The organism is Sphaerotilus microaerophilus (assembly GCF_023734135.1).
In the GTDB taxonomy this organism is placed as follows: Bacteria; Pseudomonadota; Gammaproteobacteria; order Burkholderiales; family Burkholderiaceae_C; genus Sphaerotilus; species Sphaerotilus microaerophilus.
Window position 1 is genome coordinate 1,938,656 of sequence record NZ_AP025730.1, and the last position, 16,255, is coordinate 1,954,910.

General features: G+C 73.7%; 14 protein-coding genes. All 14 read right to left on the reverse strand.

The annotated features are described in order from the left end of the window. Nucleotides 1–5 precede the first annotated feature (5 nt). The gene (locus NGK70_RS08510) at nt 6–575 is read right to left on the reverse strand and encodes a hypothetical protein (protein ID WP_251972819.1); all 570 of its coding nucleotides are present in this window, start codon (nt 573–575) and stop codon (nt 6–8) included. Between the two features lie 68 nt (nt 576–643). Beyond that, nucleotides 644–1,369, reverse strand: a complete 726-nt coding sequence (locus tag NGK70_RS08515; RefSeq protein ID WP_251972820.1) for a PEGA domain-containing protein — start codon at nt 1,367–1,369, stop codon at nt 644–646. 30 nt (nt 1,370–1,399) lie between these two features. Continuing rightward, nucleotides 1,400–3,013 (reverse strand): hypothetical protein, encoded by a 1,614-nt coding sequence (locus NGK70_RS08520; RefSeq protein ID WP_251972821.1) that lies wholly within the window; start codon nt 3,011–3,013, stop codon nt 1,400–1,402. Then, on the reverse strand, nt 3,010–4,833 hold the full coding sequence (locus NGK70_RS08525; protein ID WP_251972822.1) for a baseplate J/gp47 family protein: 1,824 nt from the start codon (nt 4,831–4,833) through the stop codon (nt 3,010–3,012). Before NGK70_RS08525 ends, NGK70_RS08520 begins: the two co-directional genes overlap by 4 nt. Nucleotides 4,834–4,847: 14 nt before the next feature. Continuing rightward, nucleotides 4,848–5,327 carry a GPW/gp25 family protein gene (locus NGK70_RS08530; RefSeq protein ID WP_251972823.1) on the reverse strand — a complete coding sequence of 160 codons (480 nt, stop codon included), beginning with the start codon at nt 5,325–5,327 and terminating at the stop codon, nt 4,848–4,850. Between the two features lies 1 nt (nt 5,328). Further along, nucleotides 5,329–5,661, reverse strand: coding sequence for a hypothetical protein (locus NGK70_RS08535; RefSeq protein ID WP_251972824.1), 333 nt, complete (start codon nt 5,659–5,661; stop codon nt 5,329–5,331). A gap of 23 nt (nt 5,662–5,684) precedes the next feature. After that, on the reverse strand, nt 5,685–6,362 hold the full coding sequence (locus NGK70_RS08540; protein WP_251972825.1) for a phage baseplate assembly protein V: 678 nt from the start codon (nt 6,360–6,362) through the stop codon (nt 5,685–5,687). Further along, the gene (locus tag NGK70_RS08545) at nt 6,359–7,363 is read right to left on the reverse strand and encodes a hypothetical protein (RefSeq protein ID WP_251972826.1); all 1,005 of its coding nucleotides are present in this window, start codon (nt 7,361–7,363) and stop codon (nt 6,359–6,361) included. Before NGK70_RS08545 ends, NGK70_RS08540 begins: the two co-directional genes overlap by 4 nt. Continuing rightward, nucleotides 7,360–8,619 (reverse strand): hypothetical protein, encoded by a 1,260-nt coding sequence (locus NGK70_RS08550; RefSeq protein WP_251972827.1) that lies wholly within the window; start codon nt 8,617–8,619, stop codon nt 7,360–7,362. Before NGK70_RS08550 ends, NGK70_RS08545 begins: the two co-directional genes overlap by 4 nt. Nucleotides 8,620–8,663: 44 nt before the next feature. Then, nucleotides 8,664–9,158: a hypothetical protein gene (locus NGK70_RS08555; RefSeq protein WP_251972828.1), complete on the reverse strand. Its 495-nt coding sequence runs from the start codon at nt 9,156–9,158 to the stop codon at nt 8,664–8,666. 117 nt (nt 9,159–9,275) lie between these two features. Continuing rightward, complete coding sequence (locus NGK70_RS08560) at nt 9,276–9,770, reverse strand: hypothetical protein (protein WP_251972829.1); 495 nt, start codon at nt 9,768–9,770, stop codon at nt 9,276–9,278. Between the two features lie 52 nt (nt 9,771–9,822). Further along, the gene (locus NGK70_RS08565; protein WP_251972830.1) at nt 9,823–11,256 is read right to left on the reverse strand and encodes a phage tail sheath C-terminal domain-containing protein; all 1,434 of its coding nucleotides are present in this window, start codon (nt 11,254–11,256) and stop codon (nt 9,823–9,825) included. A 61-nt stretch (nt 11,257–11,317) separates the two neighbouring features. Then, complete coding sequence (locus tag NGK70_RS08570) at nt 11,318–12,214, reverse strand: hypothetical protein (RefSeq protein ID WP_251972831.1); 897 nt, start codon at nt 12,212–12,214, stop codon at nt 11,318–11,320. Nucleotides 12,215–12,226: 12 nt separating this feature from the next. Next, complete coding sequence (locus tag NGK70_RS08575; RefSeq protein ID WP_251972832.1) at nt 12,227–16,252, reverse strand: WD40/YVTN/BNR-like repeat-containing protein; 4,026 nt, start codon at nt 16,250–16,252, stop codon at nt 12,227–12,229. Nucleotides 16,253–16,255: the final 3 nt, after the last annotated feature.

A 16,255-nucleotide genomic window follows, 5' to 3' on the forward strand; every position in this document is an offset into this window, starting at 1 on the left:
GCAGGTCACTTGAACGCCAGCGCCATGCGTGCGGACTGGAAGGCGGCCGCAAAGCCGGTGTCGGGGCTGGTGTCGTCGATGGCGATGTCCGCGCTCTGCTGGAACTGCTGGACCAGCAGCGTGCGGTCGGCCGCCGGCACGTCTTCGGCCTTGTCGTACTTCAGCACCGCCTGCCGCACGGCTGGCTGGGTCAGCATGCCGTCCAGCAGGTTGTCGACCGTGCGCTCCATCAACCCTGTGTGCACGCCCTCGAAGATCTTGAACGGCACGTCGCCAGCGCGCGCCAGCACCAGGTCCACCACGGCGCCGGCGGTCACGCGCGTGCCGGGCCGGAGGCTCTGCGACACCACGCGCGGCGTTTGGCGTGGCTGCAGCACCTCCAGGTTGTCGAGGAAGAACTCGGCGGCCTGGTTGTTCAGTGCCACCGCGGGCACCTGGAAGCCTTCGCGCACCACCTTGGCCTGGGCGGGCTGGGGGGCCACTTCCACGGTGATCGGGGTGATCTGGGCTGCCAGGCGCGCGGTCTGGGTGAGCTGCGCGCCGAGGACGAGGTTCGAGCTCAGCTTGGTGGCCATGGTGAAGCTCCTGGTGGGGTCGGAAACGGTACGGGTCGATGATCAGCGGCTGACAGGCCGGCGGTCGTTCAGGCGGTGCGGGTCTGCTTGGTGGTTACCTTGCCCAGCACCAGGCCGAGGCTTTCCAGGGCCTTCTGGGCTTCGGGCAGCGACAGGCCGGCCAGCGACGGCACTTCCACGCTGGCCTGTGCGCTCAGCACCGCGGCAATCACCAGCTGCACGCCCTGCCCGGTGGCCACGGGCGTGCCGGGCGGCGGCAGCTGCATCAGCACGCGCGAGCTGCCGTACTGCGCGCCGGGGTTGGCCGGAGGCACGTCAGTGCCGGTGACGTCCAGCACCCGGGCCACCGCGATCTGGGCATCGCCCAAGGCGCCCAGTGCCTGCCCCAGTTCCAGCCCGAACAGCGCCGGCATGAACCCGCCAGATGCGGTCAGCGGCACGTTGGTGACCGTGGCGCTGGGCACGGTGACGTTGGTGGTGGCCACCTGGTAGCCAGGCGCCTCCACGCGCAGCTGGTAGCTGCCGGCACGCAGCCCCCCGAACACATGCTGCGTGAGCGGCGGCACCGGCGGAACGGCGTCGAAGGCAATGCCGTCCTCGCGCAGTGCCGTCACGCGCACCTGGCGCAGGTCGATGTCCTGGGCGGCGACCTGCACGCGCAGCGCGGTGGCCTCCGTGTTCTCCAGGTGCTGGTGCACCTGGCCCAGCGCGGTGACGATGTCGTTCCAGGCCTGCGCGGTGAGCGGCTCGCCGGGGGTGACCGTCTTGGCGATGAAGGGAGGATCGAAGATCATGTGGCTCTTCTCCTTGGGAAGCGGTTCTCGTCAGGCGGGCGCTGGCTGCGCGGGGGCTCTCCAGAGCACCATGCCCGAGCGCAGCTGTTCGATCAGGTCGTCGTCGATGCCGCTGGTCAGAGTGCCCTGGCCCAGGATCCAGCGCTCGTCGATGTATTCCACGCGCAGTTCCACGCCGGCCGGGCGGTGGCGTTCCAGCGCACGTGCCACGGCCTGCAGCGTGAGCACACCGTCGGGGTCCTCCGCACCGTCTCGCCACAGCCGCAGGCGCGGCGGGATCAGCACCCGCACCGCGAAGGCGCGGTGCTCCAGCCACGACAGCGCCACCCGTGCGGCCGGCGCATTGGGTAGCGGCGGCGCAGCGAACACCGACGCGTCGAAGATCGCCTGGCCGTGCCGCGGCGTCACCACCCTCGGTTGAGCCGGGCTGCCGGCCAGGGCGGCCGCATGCGCCTCGCGCACGAAGAAGGCCAGCCGCGTGACGCCCACCGCGATGCCTGGCATTGGCAGGCTGGCCCCGTCGGAGGGGTAGGCCGCCTCGCGGTCCAGCGCGGCCGGCGGCGTGAAGGTGGCAAAGCGCGCCGGCTTCTGGCGCGGGCCCAGGCCGCTGCCGGCGAAAACGAAATCGGCCTGCTCGCTGGCGTCGTCCCCGGCAAAGCAGGCGCCCTGCCAGGCGAAGGCGTTGGCGGTGACGTCGGCGCCGTCCAGCAGCACGCGGCCGTCCTCCTGGAACATCAGCTCGGCGCCAGCCGCCAGGCGGGCGTCGTAGCCGATGCCGTGGCCCTCGTCGCGGTTGACCAGCATGGGTGCGACGCTGCGATCGGCTTCCCCGGTGATCTGCACCCGCAGCAGCGCGCGCTCGAAGCCCCGCCGCGTGAGGGTGAACAGCTCGGCATGGCGGCGCGGCGTGGCGTCGGTGCTGCTGCGCTCCAGCGGGTTCTCCTCCAGTCCCAGCAGCTCGTCGGCCGGCTGCAGCTCCACGCTGGCGTCGGCCGTGGGGCGGGCCAGGCGCAGGCGGTCGGTGACGCGGGCGGCGTGCCAGAAGCGGTCGGCGCTGTGCTGGATCGGGCCGATCGCCAGGTCCAGTGCGTTCGCGGCGGCCTCCATCAGCGCCTGCACCGTGCCGTTGCCGTGCGTCGCGATGGCTGCGCTGCGCGCGATGCGGCCACGCAGGGCGTCGTTCAGGCGGGCCTGGCGCAGGGTCAGCACCACCTGGGCGGCCAGGCGCTGCGCGGCCCGCGCGGTGTCGTCCGGGGCGTCGGGGTCGGCGTACAACGGCAGCAGCCGCGGGGCCGGTGCCTGCGGGGCCCACAGCGCCAGCAGCGCGTCGGCCGTGGCGGTGCGCGTGGCGTCGTCGCTGGCGACCTGCAGCGCAGCCAGCAGCACACGGGTGCGGCGCTGGCGCTGCAGCAGCACCTCGAATTCGGGCCGGCCCATGCCGTGCAGCGCCGCCAGGCGCAGCAGGTCGGCCATCTCGTCGGCATCGGCCAGCCGGTGGGCACGCCGCACGGCCGCCAGCGCGGCGGCCAGCGTGTCCAGGTCCTGCGCCAGCGCGGCCGTGGCCTCGCCCAGGCGCTTGCCGCGCCGCGCCGCATCGAGGTGCAGCGGAAAGCGCGCCAGGATCTGGTCGGCGCGCGAGCTCATGTCGCGCCTCCCGTGGTCAGCGCCACGCGGCGGATCCACAGCCGCTCCAGGCCGGACAGCGGCAGCTGCACGTCCTGCTGGTGCAGGCGCACGCCAGCGTCCACGTATTCGGCGTGGTAGTGCAGGTCGCTCAGGCGGTAGGTGTCGGTGTCGGGCACCATGGCCTTGAGCAGCGCCACGTTGAGAGTGGCGCCAGCGGCCAGGGCGGCCACGCCGTCCTTCAGCCGGGTGGCGGCCTCGCTGCGCGCCACCTCCCGCGCGGTGGCGGGGTCGCCGATGGTGCCGGCGCCCTGCAGCACGAAGTCCACCGTCAGGTCGAGCATGACCAGCGAGCCGCCGATGCTCACCGTCACCACGCCCGCGGTGGGCCGCACCTGCGGGTTGTCGGGCAGCACGTTGCGGCGCCGCGCGGCGCCCGGGTCGGCCTGCGGGAACATCTCCAGCCCCACGTCCAGCACGCCGGGCAGGGCCATCAGCTGGGCCACTAGGCGGTTGTAGACCAGCGCCTCGCCGATGCCGGCCTCGGCCACGAAGGCCAGCACCGCATCGCGCGCCAGGCGTTCCAGGTCGGCGCGGGCCTCGGGCGCCAGCGCCAGCACCACCGGCGTGAGTTCCACGTTGATGTCCACCGGCATGAACAGGGCCTGACCCGCCACGCCCAGCGTGACCGGGATGTCGCCGCCCTCGGCCACCGTGCCCGGGCCGGCGGTGGCGCTGCCGGCGGGCAGCGGGGCGTCGATGTTGTGCTCGATGCGCACGCCCACCGGGCGGGTCTGCTCGATCAGCGCCACGGCCTGGTCGATCATGGCCAGGCGCTCGGCTTCGCTGCCGGTGTCGGGCAGGGCCACGGTGAGCTTGACCACGCCGGGGTGGGCCAGGTAGTCCTCGCCGATGCGGACGTCCTTCTCGCGCAGGCCGGGCAGGGTGGTGAGCGCACCCAGCAGCGCGCCGGTGGTGGCCTGGCCGGCGGACTCGTGGGCGCGCTTGATGCGCGCGCGCAGCAGCTCGTCGCTCTCGTCGCTGCCGGCAAAACGCGTGGGCTGCGGGTTGGCGACGGTCTCGATGCCCAGGATGGGCCGGTTCACCACCGCGATGGCACCGGCGGCCACCACGCCGGCGGCACCGGGCTCCAGCGCCTGCACCGGCACGTCCACCGTGAGGTTGCCGCGCTGCAGCGTGCGGTCCACGGTGGTCTCGAAGCCCATGGCCGGTGGCTGCAGGGTGGACAGCCGCGTGCCGGCGTTGATGGTGATGTCCGCCGGCGCCGGCGTGCTGCGCCCGAACACCACGCTGCCGGCGGCCGACAGGCGCCGGCGCCGCACCACGCCCACCAGCGCGGCCAGCTGGTCGAGGTCGCGCCCGCCGGCGGTGTCCACGAAGCCGGCCTGGTACACCGCCTCCAGCTGGCGCGACAGCACCGCATACTCGCGCGCAAAGCTCTCGGCCAGCAGTCGCGTCACGCTGCCGGGGTTGCGGTCGGTCAGCAGGCGGGTGGCACCCACCGCCTCGTAGCTGGCGAAGAACACGCTGCCGGCGTCGGGCCAGACCGCGTCCTTGGCCGGAGCGCCCTCGGGGGTGGCGGCCCAGACGATGTCCTTGGCCGCACCGAGCGCGAAGTCGGTCGGGCTGCGGAAGCGGAAGTAGCGGGCATCCACCTGGCCCCACACGCGCACGCTGCCGGGCGCCACCGCACCGGGTTCGGCCAGCTTGTAGGGCGCCTCCTCGGGCAGGAAGCGGAACTGCTCGCGGATGCTGCCGCCGGTCAGGGCCGACAGCAGGTCGTCCACGAACTGGGCATAGGGCTCGGCGGCGTAGGTCACGGGGCGTCTCCGGTTCAAAGACCCAGCGAGAAGGGCAGCACCAGGTTCAGCACGTCCGGCTCTCCGCGCACGCGCAGGGCGAGCTCGATGCGCACGCTGCTGCGCGGTGGCGTGTGCTCGGCGCGCACGCTGGCGGCCAGCACCTGCTCGATGCGCGGCTCGTCGCGCAGGGCCTGCAGCACGTAGAGCTTGATGAGATGGCGCGTGCGGTCCACATTGGGCTCGCCGATCAGCTCGTGGTGGCGTGAGCCGTAGTCAGGGTGGCCCAATGCGGCGAGCTCGCCCTTGCGTGTCTTCAGGCGGTTGGCCAGGGACTGCTCCAGGTTGACCAGGCCGTCGGCCAGCGCCACGTCGAGGTCGCTGCCGTTGCCGCTGCGGCGCTCCAGCAGGTCGGCGTCCTCGAAGAAGCCGCCACCGGCCGCGTAATGCAGCGCCAGGTCGCGGCCCAGGAACGGCGCCAGGGTGTCGGCAGTGCGCTTGGTGGTGGTGGCCATGTCAGGGGGGCCCCGTGTCGATGACGAAAGGCGCGGCCGGCGGGCCCAGCACGGTCAGCACGCCGGGCCCCGAGGGGATCATGTCGCCCAGGCGCACCAGGGCCTGGCCGCCGAGGGTCACGCTGGTCGAGCCGCCCTGGCCGATGGGCAGCACATAGGGCACGCCCGAGAGCGAATTGACCATCTGGCACAGGCTGCCGCTGGTGGCCAGCGGCAGGCCGCCGGCGGTGGCCATGGTCTGCAGCACGGTGGTGATGACGCCCGAGTCCGGCGGGCCGGAGGCGCCGGGCGACAGCAACACCGCGCAGCCGATGGAGACGGGGGGGCCGGACATGGCGTGATCCTCTGGGGGGCTGCTCAGCTCGGGCTGAACTGCGTGTTGCCGGCCAGCGAAACCGACGGGGCCTTGACCTTGGCCGAGCCCTGTCCCTCCAGCGTGGCCGACACGCCGGAGACGGTGACGTTGCCCTGCGCCTTGAGGTCCAGGTTGCCGCTGGCCTCGAAGCTGATGTCGCCCTGCGCCTTCACCACCAGCTTGGCCGCGCTGGTGATCGTGACGTCGCCGTCCTTGGCGATGGTGAGCTCGGTGCCGGCCAGCTTGACGGTGAGGTTCTCGTCGTCCAGCGTCAGCGTCACGTCGTCGCCCAGCGCGATGTGCAGGCGCCTCAGGGAGGCGTCGCCGCCCGCGTCGCTGGGCGCATAGACCAGCTCGCCGGCCTGGGCCACCGGCGGCTGCACCGCCGCGTCGTAGAGCGAGCCCACCACCACCGGCGCGTTCAGGTCGCCGTGCAGGAACACCACCAGCACCTGGTCATCCACCTGCGGCAGCGCCGACAGGCCCAGCCGGCCCACGGCCACCGGCACGTGCTGCAGCTCCACGCCCAGCGTCGGCAGCTTCACGTTCACCTGGTGGTTGTGGTCGCTGCCGTCGGCGTCGCGCGGGAACACGGCACTGACCACGCCGCGGGCGGGCCCGTGCCGGCGCGCCAGTTCGTCGCGCACGATGGCGCGCAGGGTGTCGATGAGCCCGGTCACGGCAGCCCTCCCGCCAGCCCACCGAGGGAGCCGCCGCTGCCCTCGCCGCCTTCCAGCTCCAGGCGGGTGAGGAAGCCGCTGCGCACGTCCAGCGTGTGGCGCAGCGCGCGGATGCGCAGCACGCCCGGGCTGCCGCCGGGCAAGTCGACCAGCTCCACCATGTCGCCCGGGCGCAGCGCTGCACGGCCCACGATCAGCACCTGCGCCTGCAGCGCGGCACGCTGGGCGCGCTGCGCCAGCGCCTGGGCCACGGCCTGCGCACCGTCGCGCGTGGCCAGCGCGGCCGGCACGCGGGTGGGGCCCGCCGTGGCGCCCTTGTCGCCCACGGGGTCGTGCGCCAGCCAGTGCCAGCGCGCATCGCCCTGTTCGCTGGCGGCGCCCTCGGCCGCCACCGCGGCAGCGCCGGGTATGGCAAACCGCCTGACCTGCCAGTCCAGCAGCTCGGCGCCGTAGCGCAGCGCCACCGGCGCGGCGGGGCCGGCCGCGGGTAGGAAGCGCAGCCCGCCATCGGCTGCCGAGCCCAGTTCGGCGCCCACCAGCCGGGCCAGCGTGCGCAGGTGGGCCCACACCGGGCGGCGGTTGTCGACGTGGAAGGCGTGCAGCTTCAGGCCGGCCTGCGCCTGGTCGATGCTCACCTCGCCGGCCAGGTCGCGCACGATGTCGGCCACCGTCTGGTTGAGATAACTCTGGGCCTTGTGGCTGCGGTTCAGCGCCACCGTGGTGGCCAGGCCTTCCAGTGCCACCGCGTCGGGCTGCTGGCGGCGGGCGCTGACCTCACCGGTCCACACATCGGTCTCGTTGTCGCGTTCGCCCAGGGCGATGGCCAGCGTGGCGCTGGGCGCCGTGTCGGCCAGGCGCGAGCTCGGCCACAGCAGCAGTTCGGCCTGGTCGTGCGCGCCGCTGCTGCCCAGGTCCACCCGCAGGCGCAACAGGGCGGCCTCGTCGGCGGACAGGGCCTGGCCGTCGACGGTGAGGCGGGCGTTGGGGCGCGACAGGGTCATGACTGCAAGTCGTCCAGGTCGATGCCGTCGCGGCGCGCCTCGCGCTGCAGCACGCGGGTGAGCCGCTGGGTCAGGTCGTCGTCGTCCAGCGCGGCGGCGACGGGGGGCGGGCTGGCGGCGGTGCCGGCATCCGCTGCCGATGGGCGGCCTGACCCGGCAGACGCTGTCGCCGGGACGAGCGTGGCCGCGGGCGCTGCGGAGGCCTGGGCCGCTCGGGCCGCCAGGCCACGCAGGCCGGTGGACAAGGCCGGGGCCAGCGACGCTGCGCCCGGCACCTGGGCCAGCGTGGCGCCCAGCGCGCCGGCGACCGCCTGGCCGGCGCCGGCCAGCGCCTGGCCCAGGCCGCGGGCCGTGGACAGGTCGTCGTGCGGGGCGGGCGCTGTGCGGCGGCGCGGGAGGGGCGATGCGCCGGAGGGCCGTTGCGAGGGCAGCCGTTGGATTGCGTCGAGCATGGCCTGGCCAGCACCCGCGAAGCCGGTCTGCCCTGCTGCTGCCGCATCCGCATCGTGGGCGCCGGCCGATGGGGTGTCGCCGGCCGGGCTGACCCGCGGGCCGCGGCGAGCGCCTGTGCCGCGCGGCATCGGTGTTGTCCGTGGTGTGGGTGGTGCCGCGATGCCGGCGTCGCGCAGCGCCTGGGCGATGGCCGTGCCCCAGGGCGGCTGGCTTGCCTGTGCCAGCGCGGTGCCGAGCCCGGTCGCCAGGGGGCTGGCGAGCGCGGGCCGCTGCACCACCTGCGCCATGGCCTGCCCCAGCCCGGCCGCAGCCACCCGCTGGGCCCAGGTGGCGGCAGCCACCGCGGCGCTGATGGGCCCCTGCGGGCCGACGGCTGGCCGCGGCGGTGTGGGGCCGCGGCGCCGCGCACCGGCGGTTTCGGCCTGCGCGGCCCGCGTGGGCGGCACCGGTTGCCGGGCCGTTGATGTAGGCGCCGACCCGGCGGCGGGCGCGGTGGCCTGGCGGCGCGCACGAACGGGTGTGGTGGGGTCGGCCTCGTCCTGCGCAGCGGGTCCGGCCAGGGCCTGCAGTGCCTGCGCTGCAGCCAGTCCCAGCGGAAGCTGGCTGGCCCCCAGCGGGGACGCCAGCAGCGCACCCAGCGGCACCTCGCGCATCGGCGCGCTGCGCCGCCAGGCCGCGTCGATGCGGTCCAGCCGCGCCAGGGCCGTCGCCGCGCCCTGCACGAAGTGCCGGGGCGCACTCGCCTGCTGCCACAGCGTGCGCAGCATCTGGCCGAGTTCGGGCGGTGGGCGTGGGGCGGGCATGGCGGGGAGTCCGGGTTCAGGCTGGCGGTTTCAGGCTTGCGGCTTCAGAGGTGGCTGGCCTGCGGATCGGGCCGATCGGGCAGGGCCTGGTCGCGCGCGAGCATCTCCAGGTACAGCAGGATCTGCCCCACGGTGAGCGCCGAGCAGTCGCCCGGGGTCCAGCCGAACTCGCGCGCCAGCACGAAGCAGGCCTTGGTGAGCGGGGCGCGGATGGCCTGCTCCAGGTCGTCCTCGTCGAGCGCCAGGCCAGAAATGCGGTTCACCTCGGCCAGCAGGTGCTGCAGCAGGCCGGCCGACAGCGCGCCCACCTGGTCCACCGTCAGGCGCGGCTCGACCAGGGCCTGCTGCACCATCAGCACGCTGGCCAGCACACGCTCCTCCCGGGCGGCCTGGGCCACGCGCTGCACGGCGCCAGCGGTCAGCGGCTTCAGGGTCACCACGCCGGGCGCGGCCGCGCCCAGCAGCGCCGCGCTTACCTCCACGCGGTGCAGGGCCTGCGCACCGGCCAGCAGGTCGTCGGTGGAAAGCTGCTTGGTCATGTCTGCCCCTCGTCCCACGGGTACATGGGCCGATCCCCCGAGGGGATGGCGGGCCGGCTTGGGAGCGGCCCGGCGCTCGGCCCGCTCACGTGGGTTGACTCAGGGTGCCGCATGCCGTCACGCCGTGGCGTCCTCGACCTTCACCCACAGCGCGCGGAAGTTGACCGTTTCCATCGCAAAGTCGTCCTCGGGCAGGCTGTAGCTCCATTCCTCCAGCTTCACGCCCATCACCGTGACGGTGCTGGCGGTGCCGGGCAGCGAGGGGTTCTCCAGCCGCAGGCTGAGGTTGAAGGAGGGGCTCGCGAAGCTGCCGGCCGGGCGGCTGTTGGCGGCGTCGCCCAGCATCAGCTTGAGCAGCGCGCCGTTGATGTAGGCCCGGTCGATGGAGCCGTACACGTTGATGTTGCCCGGGCGCAGCTCGGTGGCAAAGCGCTGGCCCAGTTCGTGGAAGGGCTTGACGTCGTTGGTCACGCGCACGGTGACACCGGTGACGCGGCCGATGGGAGTGAGCGAGTACTGGTCGTTGACGGTCTTGGCGAGGTCGCCTTCGACGCCACTTTCGACGGCCAGTGCGATGGTGCCGTCGGAGCCGCGGTAGACATTGGTGGGCATGGGGTGCCTCCGGTGGAGTGGGGAGCCGTGGACTGGGTTGGGGCCGGTCGGGTCACGACAGGTTCATGATCACCTTGATGAAGTCGATCGAGAACGTGGGCTGCAGCGTCATGGTGACGATGGCCTGGCCGTTGATCTCCTGCGCGCGCGTGGCGCTCACGTCCAGCGTGTAGCCCACCAGCATCTCGTCGAGCACCATGCCCGACAGGAAGCCGTCCAGCGTGGCCTTGAGCGCCGAGCGCACGCGCGAGTTGTTCAGCCGGCCGATGTAGGGGTCGGCACCCAGGCGCACGCCGGCCTTGGCGTAGTCCACGATGCGGCGCACCGAGATCTGGCGGAATGCGCCGGTGTCGGTGGTGATGCCCTTGACCGCGCGGATGCCGAAGCCCTTGGCCAGCAGCAGCACGCGGTTGTTCAGCAGGTTCTTCTGCTCGGCGCGGGTGTAGTCGCGTGTCAGCGCGGCGGCGGCCACGTCCTTGTTGGTCAGGCTGATGTGCGGTGCCAGCGTGGCCATGCGCCCGGCCACCAGCGCCGCGGCGTAGGAGGAGGGCAGGCGCACGCGACGGTCGTCGCCGCTGCGTGCAGCGTCGTCGGCCACGATGCCCGGGGCCACCAGCACCAGGCGCGGGTTGCTGCCGGCGGCCACGTCGTTGGTCACCAGGTCGGCGGGTACGTCGGTGGACGCGCCCATCACCGCGATGCGCTCGCGGCCGTCGTTCTCGGTGGCTTCCAGGTGCGCGAGCATCGTGGCAGCCGAGTTGCGCGCGTCGAAGCCGGCGGCCACGACGATGTTCACCGGCTGGGTGGCCAGCAGGGCCAGGCCGGCGGCCAGCTCGGTGTTGGTGGCGGGCACGCCGTCGGGGCCGCCGACGTTGGCGGCGCTGGCCGCCACCACGGCCGCCACCGCGGTGCCGCGGCTGCCGGCGGCCAGGCCGGTGGCCCGCACCAGGCGGCTGCCTTCGACCACCGCGTCGAAGATGGCGCCGGCATTGGCGCCGGGGAACACCTCGCGGGTGCGGCCCAGCGTGAGCGTCAGCGTGGGCGGGTTGCCATTGGCGGCCGCCGTGAAGCTGGCCGTGATGGCGTTGGCCCAGGTGCCGGGCGAGGTGGCCGTCAGCGTGAACAGCAGGGCGTCGGCCGCGGCGTTCACGGCCCAGCTCATGCTGCGCATGGTGGTGGCCGGTGCCAGGTTGGCCACGCGCACCGCGTACACCGTGCTGCCGCCGCCACGGAACACCTGCTCCAGCGTGCGTGTGAGCGTGAGGTGCGGCGTGGCCAGGCTCGCAGGCAGGGCGTCGTAGGTGCCGAAGGTGTCCAGCGCTTCCTGGTAGCTGCCCAGGATGACGGCCTCGCCCACCGGGCCGCGGCTGGCGGTGCCCACCACGCCGAGGTTGCCGGTGGCGATGCCGCCGACGCCGATCAGGCCCTCCGAGCGCACCTCGATGTAGGTGCCTGGCAGGATCATTTCGGTGATCGCTTCGCTCATTGCGCTTCTCCTTCGTGCAGGGCGTGGGGCCGGTGAATGGGGGGGCGGGCGTCGGCGGGGGTCATGGCGGGACCTCCGTCGGCGTGTCGGTGCTCAGGCTGGTGGTGATCGCGCCTCTGGCGGGATCGACCGCCGTGGACAGCAACTGCGACGTGATCGGGATGCGGCGGATCACGCCGCCGGACGAGTCGGGCCGGTTGACCTCGTGCTCGTACTCGAAGCTGAACTGCAGTTCGCGCCGGCGTGATCCGGCCGGGCCGGGCTCGCCGGGGGCCACCACGGTGGTGGCGCCCAGGGCCGCCAGGGCCACCTTGCGCAGGCCGGGCGGCAGCGCGCCGGCATCGTCCATCGCATCGGCCACGGCGATGCTCAGCGTGCGCGCCTGCGGCAGGGCATTGCCGGCGGTGCACACCGTCACCAGCAGCCGGCCGGCCAGCGGCGTGACGCGGCGCTCCCACTGGCCCAGGAAGTAGTTGGCCACCACCTCGCCGGTGGCCGGCAGCGGCGCACCGAAGCGCAGGGTGCCGATCGCCGGGTCCGGCTGGACCTGGCCGGCACCGGGCGCGGTGTTGACGACCGTGCGCGCCGCGCCGGCCACGCTGACCTGCAGGTCAGCCGCGGCCAGGGGGCCGGCGGTGGCGTCGGCCTTCACCTGGCCGCCGTGCGGCAGCACCAGGCTCAGCCGGTCGGCGCTGACGAGGGAGAAGCCCGGCTCGCCCGGCAGGAAGGGGTTGGCCAGGTCGATGCGCGCGCGCACCGGCAGCGCACCGTCGGTGATCAGCGCGGCACGCTCACCCAGGCCGGGGCTGATGCGGTGCACCTCGGGCAGTGACAGCACGATGGCCGGCAGGTCGCCCGCCGTCGCCGGCAGCGCTGCACCCACCCGGGCGGGCGCCAGGCCGGTGCGCTGGGCCAGGTGGGCGGCCAGCGCGTCGATGAGGGCGGTCTCGGCGGACATGGTGGGGCGGCTTCAGGCGAAACGCAGCGCGCGCAGCGCGGCGTTGTTGGCGTTGGCCAGTTCGGTGAACAGGCGCCAGAACTCCGGCGGGGTGTCCACCCCGGTGACGGTGGGCAGCGGGTCCAGCGCGTCGCTGGAGCGGATCAGCGCGATGAAGCCGATCGCGTTCGGGAAGTCGGCCGTCGGGGCGGGTGCGGCATTGAAGGCGAAGCGTGCGTAGGCCACGCCCCGCGCCGGCACGGCCAGGTTGGTGGCATCGGCCGGCGCGGCGGGCGCGATCTCCTGCCACTTCGCCAGGTCGAACGGCAGGCCGGCGTTGCCGGCCGCGCTGTCCAGCGGCGCGTTCGGCAGGGCCCAGAACAGCCGCGCATCGGCATTGGCGGCCACCGGCCTGCGGTTGTGCAGGCGCACGTAGATGACGTTGTTGCCGCCGTTGCCGCGCACCCGGTCGCCGGCCCGGTCGTCGCCCAGGTCGGCAAAGGCGGTGGCAGGGTCGGCCTGCGCGGCCTCCACCACGATGAGGTCCGGGCTGCGGCCACCGAAGGCCACGCCACCCAGGCGGCCGTCGTCGTCCACGGCGTCGCGGATGAAGAAGTCGGGCACGAAGGCCTGCACCGCGGCCACCCGCACGGCCACCCGGCGCTCGCCGCGGATCAGGGCGCCCATCGGCTCGGGCGGGGCGGCGGGCAGGGCGTCCGCGGCGCTGGTGCACACCGCCAGCAGCGCGGCGCTGCCGCCGCCCAGGCTGGCCGGCGGTACCCAGTCGAAGCGGGCCACCTCCGGCTGGTTGGGGGCGATCCGGTTGAGCACCACGGCGTGTCCGGCGCGCTGCCAGGGGGCCGCCGGGGCCACCGGTGCCACGGCGGGAGCCGGCAGCGGGTCCTGCGTGAACACGCCCCAGAAGCCGCCGTGCAGGTCGGGTGGCACACCACCCGCGGCCGGCGCGAAGAACAGGTGCACCGTGGTGGCCGGCATGGCGTCCCAGCCGGCGGTGTGCACCTGCACGTACACCGCGTTGCGCTCGCCCGCCACCAGCGGTCGGGTGCGCAGGTCCTCGTCGAACTCCACGCCGTCGAGCGTGGTCTCGAAGAACTGGAACGGCGCGTTGTCGATGCGCAGGTCGAAGCCGTCCTGGTCGGTGAACGGCAGCGGGAAGGGCGCGGGGGCCAGCGGCAGGCGCGGGTCGCCGCCGTACTGGTCCGGCGCGCCGGCCGCGGGGGCGGTGTTGAGTGTCGCGGGCGTGGGCCGCGGGTAGCTGTGGCCGCTCTCGACCACCGTCTGCCGGATGTAGAGCCGGTGCCGTGGCCCGCCCCCGGCCAGCGGGCCGGCGGGGTAGGCGGTGAGGTCGGTGACGAACATGCCTCGCCCGTACATCGCCGCGATCAGGCGCTGGCGGGTGAAGGACTCGGCGCTGCCTGCCACGGCGCCGCCGTTGGGCGCGATGGTCTGGATCGCCAGGTCGTTCACCATCGCCAGCGGCAGGGCCTGGGTGGCCGTGCCGTTGAAGCTCTGCCAGCGCGGGTTGAAGGCCGGCACGGCGCCGGCTGCGGCAGGCACCCGCCGCGGCGGCAGGTTGCGGATCACGAACACGCCCGCCAGGGTGCCGGCGAACAGCACCTGTGCGGCGCCGGCGGCGGGCTGCGGGTCGAACACCAGGCCGGCGATGGGCGACGGTGGCAGCGCCAGCAGGCCGGGCAGGGGCGGCGGTGCACCAACCGCGGCCAGGCCGGTGATGTCGGCCCAGTTCTGCCCGCGGTCCAGGGTCAGGAAGACCTGGCCCTGGAAGGGCGTGGGCGTGCCGACGGCGACCGTGGGGTTGGCGTTGGCGGTGCACACGGCCACACAGTTGTCGTCCGCCGGATGCACCGCGATGCTGGTGATGACCGAGTTGGCGGCCACCGGCGGCATGGTGTAGGGCGCCGCATCCCAGGCCGTGGGCGGGGCGGCGTTGTTGCCCCAGTGCAGCAGGCCCTGGTTGGTGCCGACCCACCAGTCGTCGGTCGCCCCGTTGTTGGTGGCGTTGCCGTAGGCGATGGCGCTGACCGCACCGCCGCCGAAGGCCGGGATGCCGGCGTTGTTGAAGCTGGTGCCGTTGTTGGCCGTGACGATGGCCCGGCCGCTCTGGCCGACGATGAAATGCCCGGCGGTGGTGCGGTGCTGGGCAATGATGGGGATGAAGCTGCTGCCGAAGCCGGTGCGGGCCAGGTTGACGGCAAAGAACTCGTTCGGCGCGGCCAGGTCGGCGTTGACTCGCCGGCGCTGCACCAGGGGATAGAAGCCCGGGTTGGGCGTGACCGAGTTGCCCGGCACGATGGTGCTGATCAGCACGTTGCTCTGGTTCGGGGCGATGTAGGTACGCGGGTTGTTGAGGGTGAAGGTCATCTGGCCGCCGTCGGCGTCGGACACCGTGTGCCAGGTTTCGCCGCCGTAGGAGATGTAGGTGGCGTTGTCCTGCAGGCCGCCGCCCACCATGAAGGGGTGGCTGGGGTTGATCGCGATGTCGTTGAACTGCGCCGCCTGGATGCCGTGGCTGCGCTTGCGCCAGGTGGCGTCCGACAGCGGGTTGCCGCGCACCACGTCGGGTGCCATCGACAGGCCGCCGTCGTTGCCTACCCACAGGCGTCGCGGGTCGGCCGCGTCGAACACCAGGGCGTGCTGGTCGCCATGCTGGGCGCGGTCGCCGTCGCCGAAATTGGGCCAGTGGATGATGCGTACCCAGTTGGCGCCGAAGTCGTGGCTGATCGCCAGGTTGATGCCGCCGGCCACCACGATGGCGGGGTTGCTGGGGTGCACTGCCAGCACCAGGTGGGCCCAGGGTTGCCCACCCTGGGTGGCGCCGATGCCGTCGCCCACCTGGGCCGCGGCGGAATTGGCCAGCGTGGGCACCGGGCCGGGGGTCCAGGTGGTGCCGCCGTTGGCGCTGTGGAAGACGTTGAGCACCGCCCGCTGGTCCGGGCCGGAGAAGGGCATGCCGTTCTCGATCAGCGCGTACACGTGGTCGGGTGCGTCGCGGCAGGCCGCCAGGCGGATGCGGTCGTGCGTGGTGCCCAGCGGCGAGCTGGCGCCGGGCAGGCCGCCGGCCAGCGGGCCGGGATCCCAGGCCACGTTGCCCCCGGCGGCCGGGTCGTGGATGCCGCGGAAGACGCCCAGCGCTGTGAAACCGACGAACAGCCGGAAGGTGCCGGGCCGTGCCGGGTTGGCCGTGATCACCACGTCGGTGGCCACTGCGCCCAGGGGGGCGGCCTGGGTGTTCAGCACCACCGGCGGCACGGGCGCGGGCACGGGTTCGCGCACGAAGCGCACCGGCGGGCCGTTTTCGCGGCGCCACAGCCCCGTGCTGCTGGCGATCCAGCAGCGGCCCTCGGTGGCGGGGTCGAAGGCGATGGCGCTGTAGCGGTCGGCCGCGCCGGCGGGCAGCACGATGTTGTTCGGGCCGGCCACGGCGGCCGGCTGCGGCAGCACCGCGGCCCCGGCGGCCAGCGCCAGCTGCTGCGCGGCGACGACCAGGTTGGACCAGCCGCCGACCTCCGGCACGAAGCGGATGGGAGCCGCGGCCTGGTCGCAGCGCAGCAGGCCGAAGCCTGCGGGGGCGAAGTCCAGCGTGTTGATGGACGGCGGGTTCGGCGGGGCGCTGAACTGGGTCAGGCTCACCGGCTCGCCGCTGCCCACGATCAGCACGTTGGGGTTGTTGGGGTCGACCGCCAGCGTGCCGACCGGGAAGGCATCCTGCGCCCGGCCCAGGTGCGCCCAGGTGTCGCCGCCGTCGGTGGTCTTGAACACGCCGCCCAGCGCCGTGCCGGCGTACATCACGAGCGGATTGGCCGGGTCCTGCGCGAGGGCGCGGATGCGCCCGCCGATGTTGCGTGCGCCCATGGGCACCCAGGGCGTGCGTGCGGCGTCGGCCGGTGCGGCGAGCGCGAAGCTCACGCTGGCCTGCAAGGCGGTGGTGAACAGGGTCTCGGAAATGCCCAGCTCGGTGAAGAACGCCAGCGTGCGACCGCGGATGTCGTCGGCGAGGATGCGGTCGTCTTCGGCCATGGT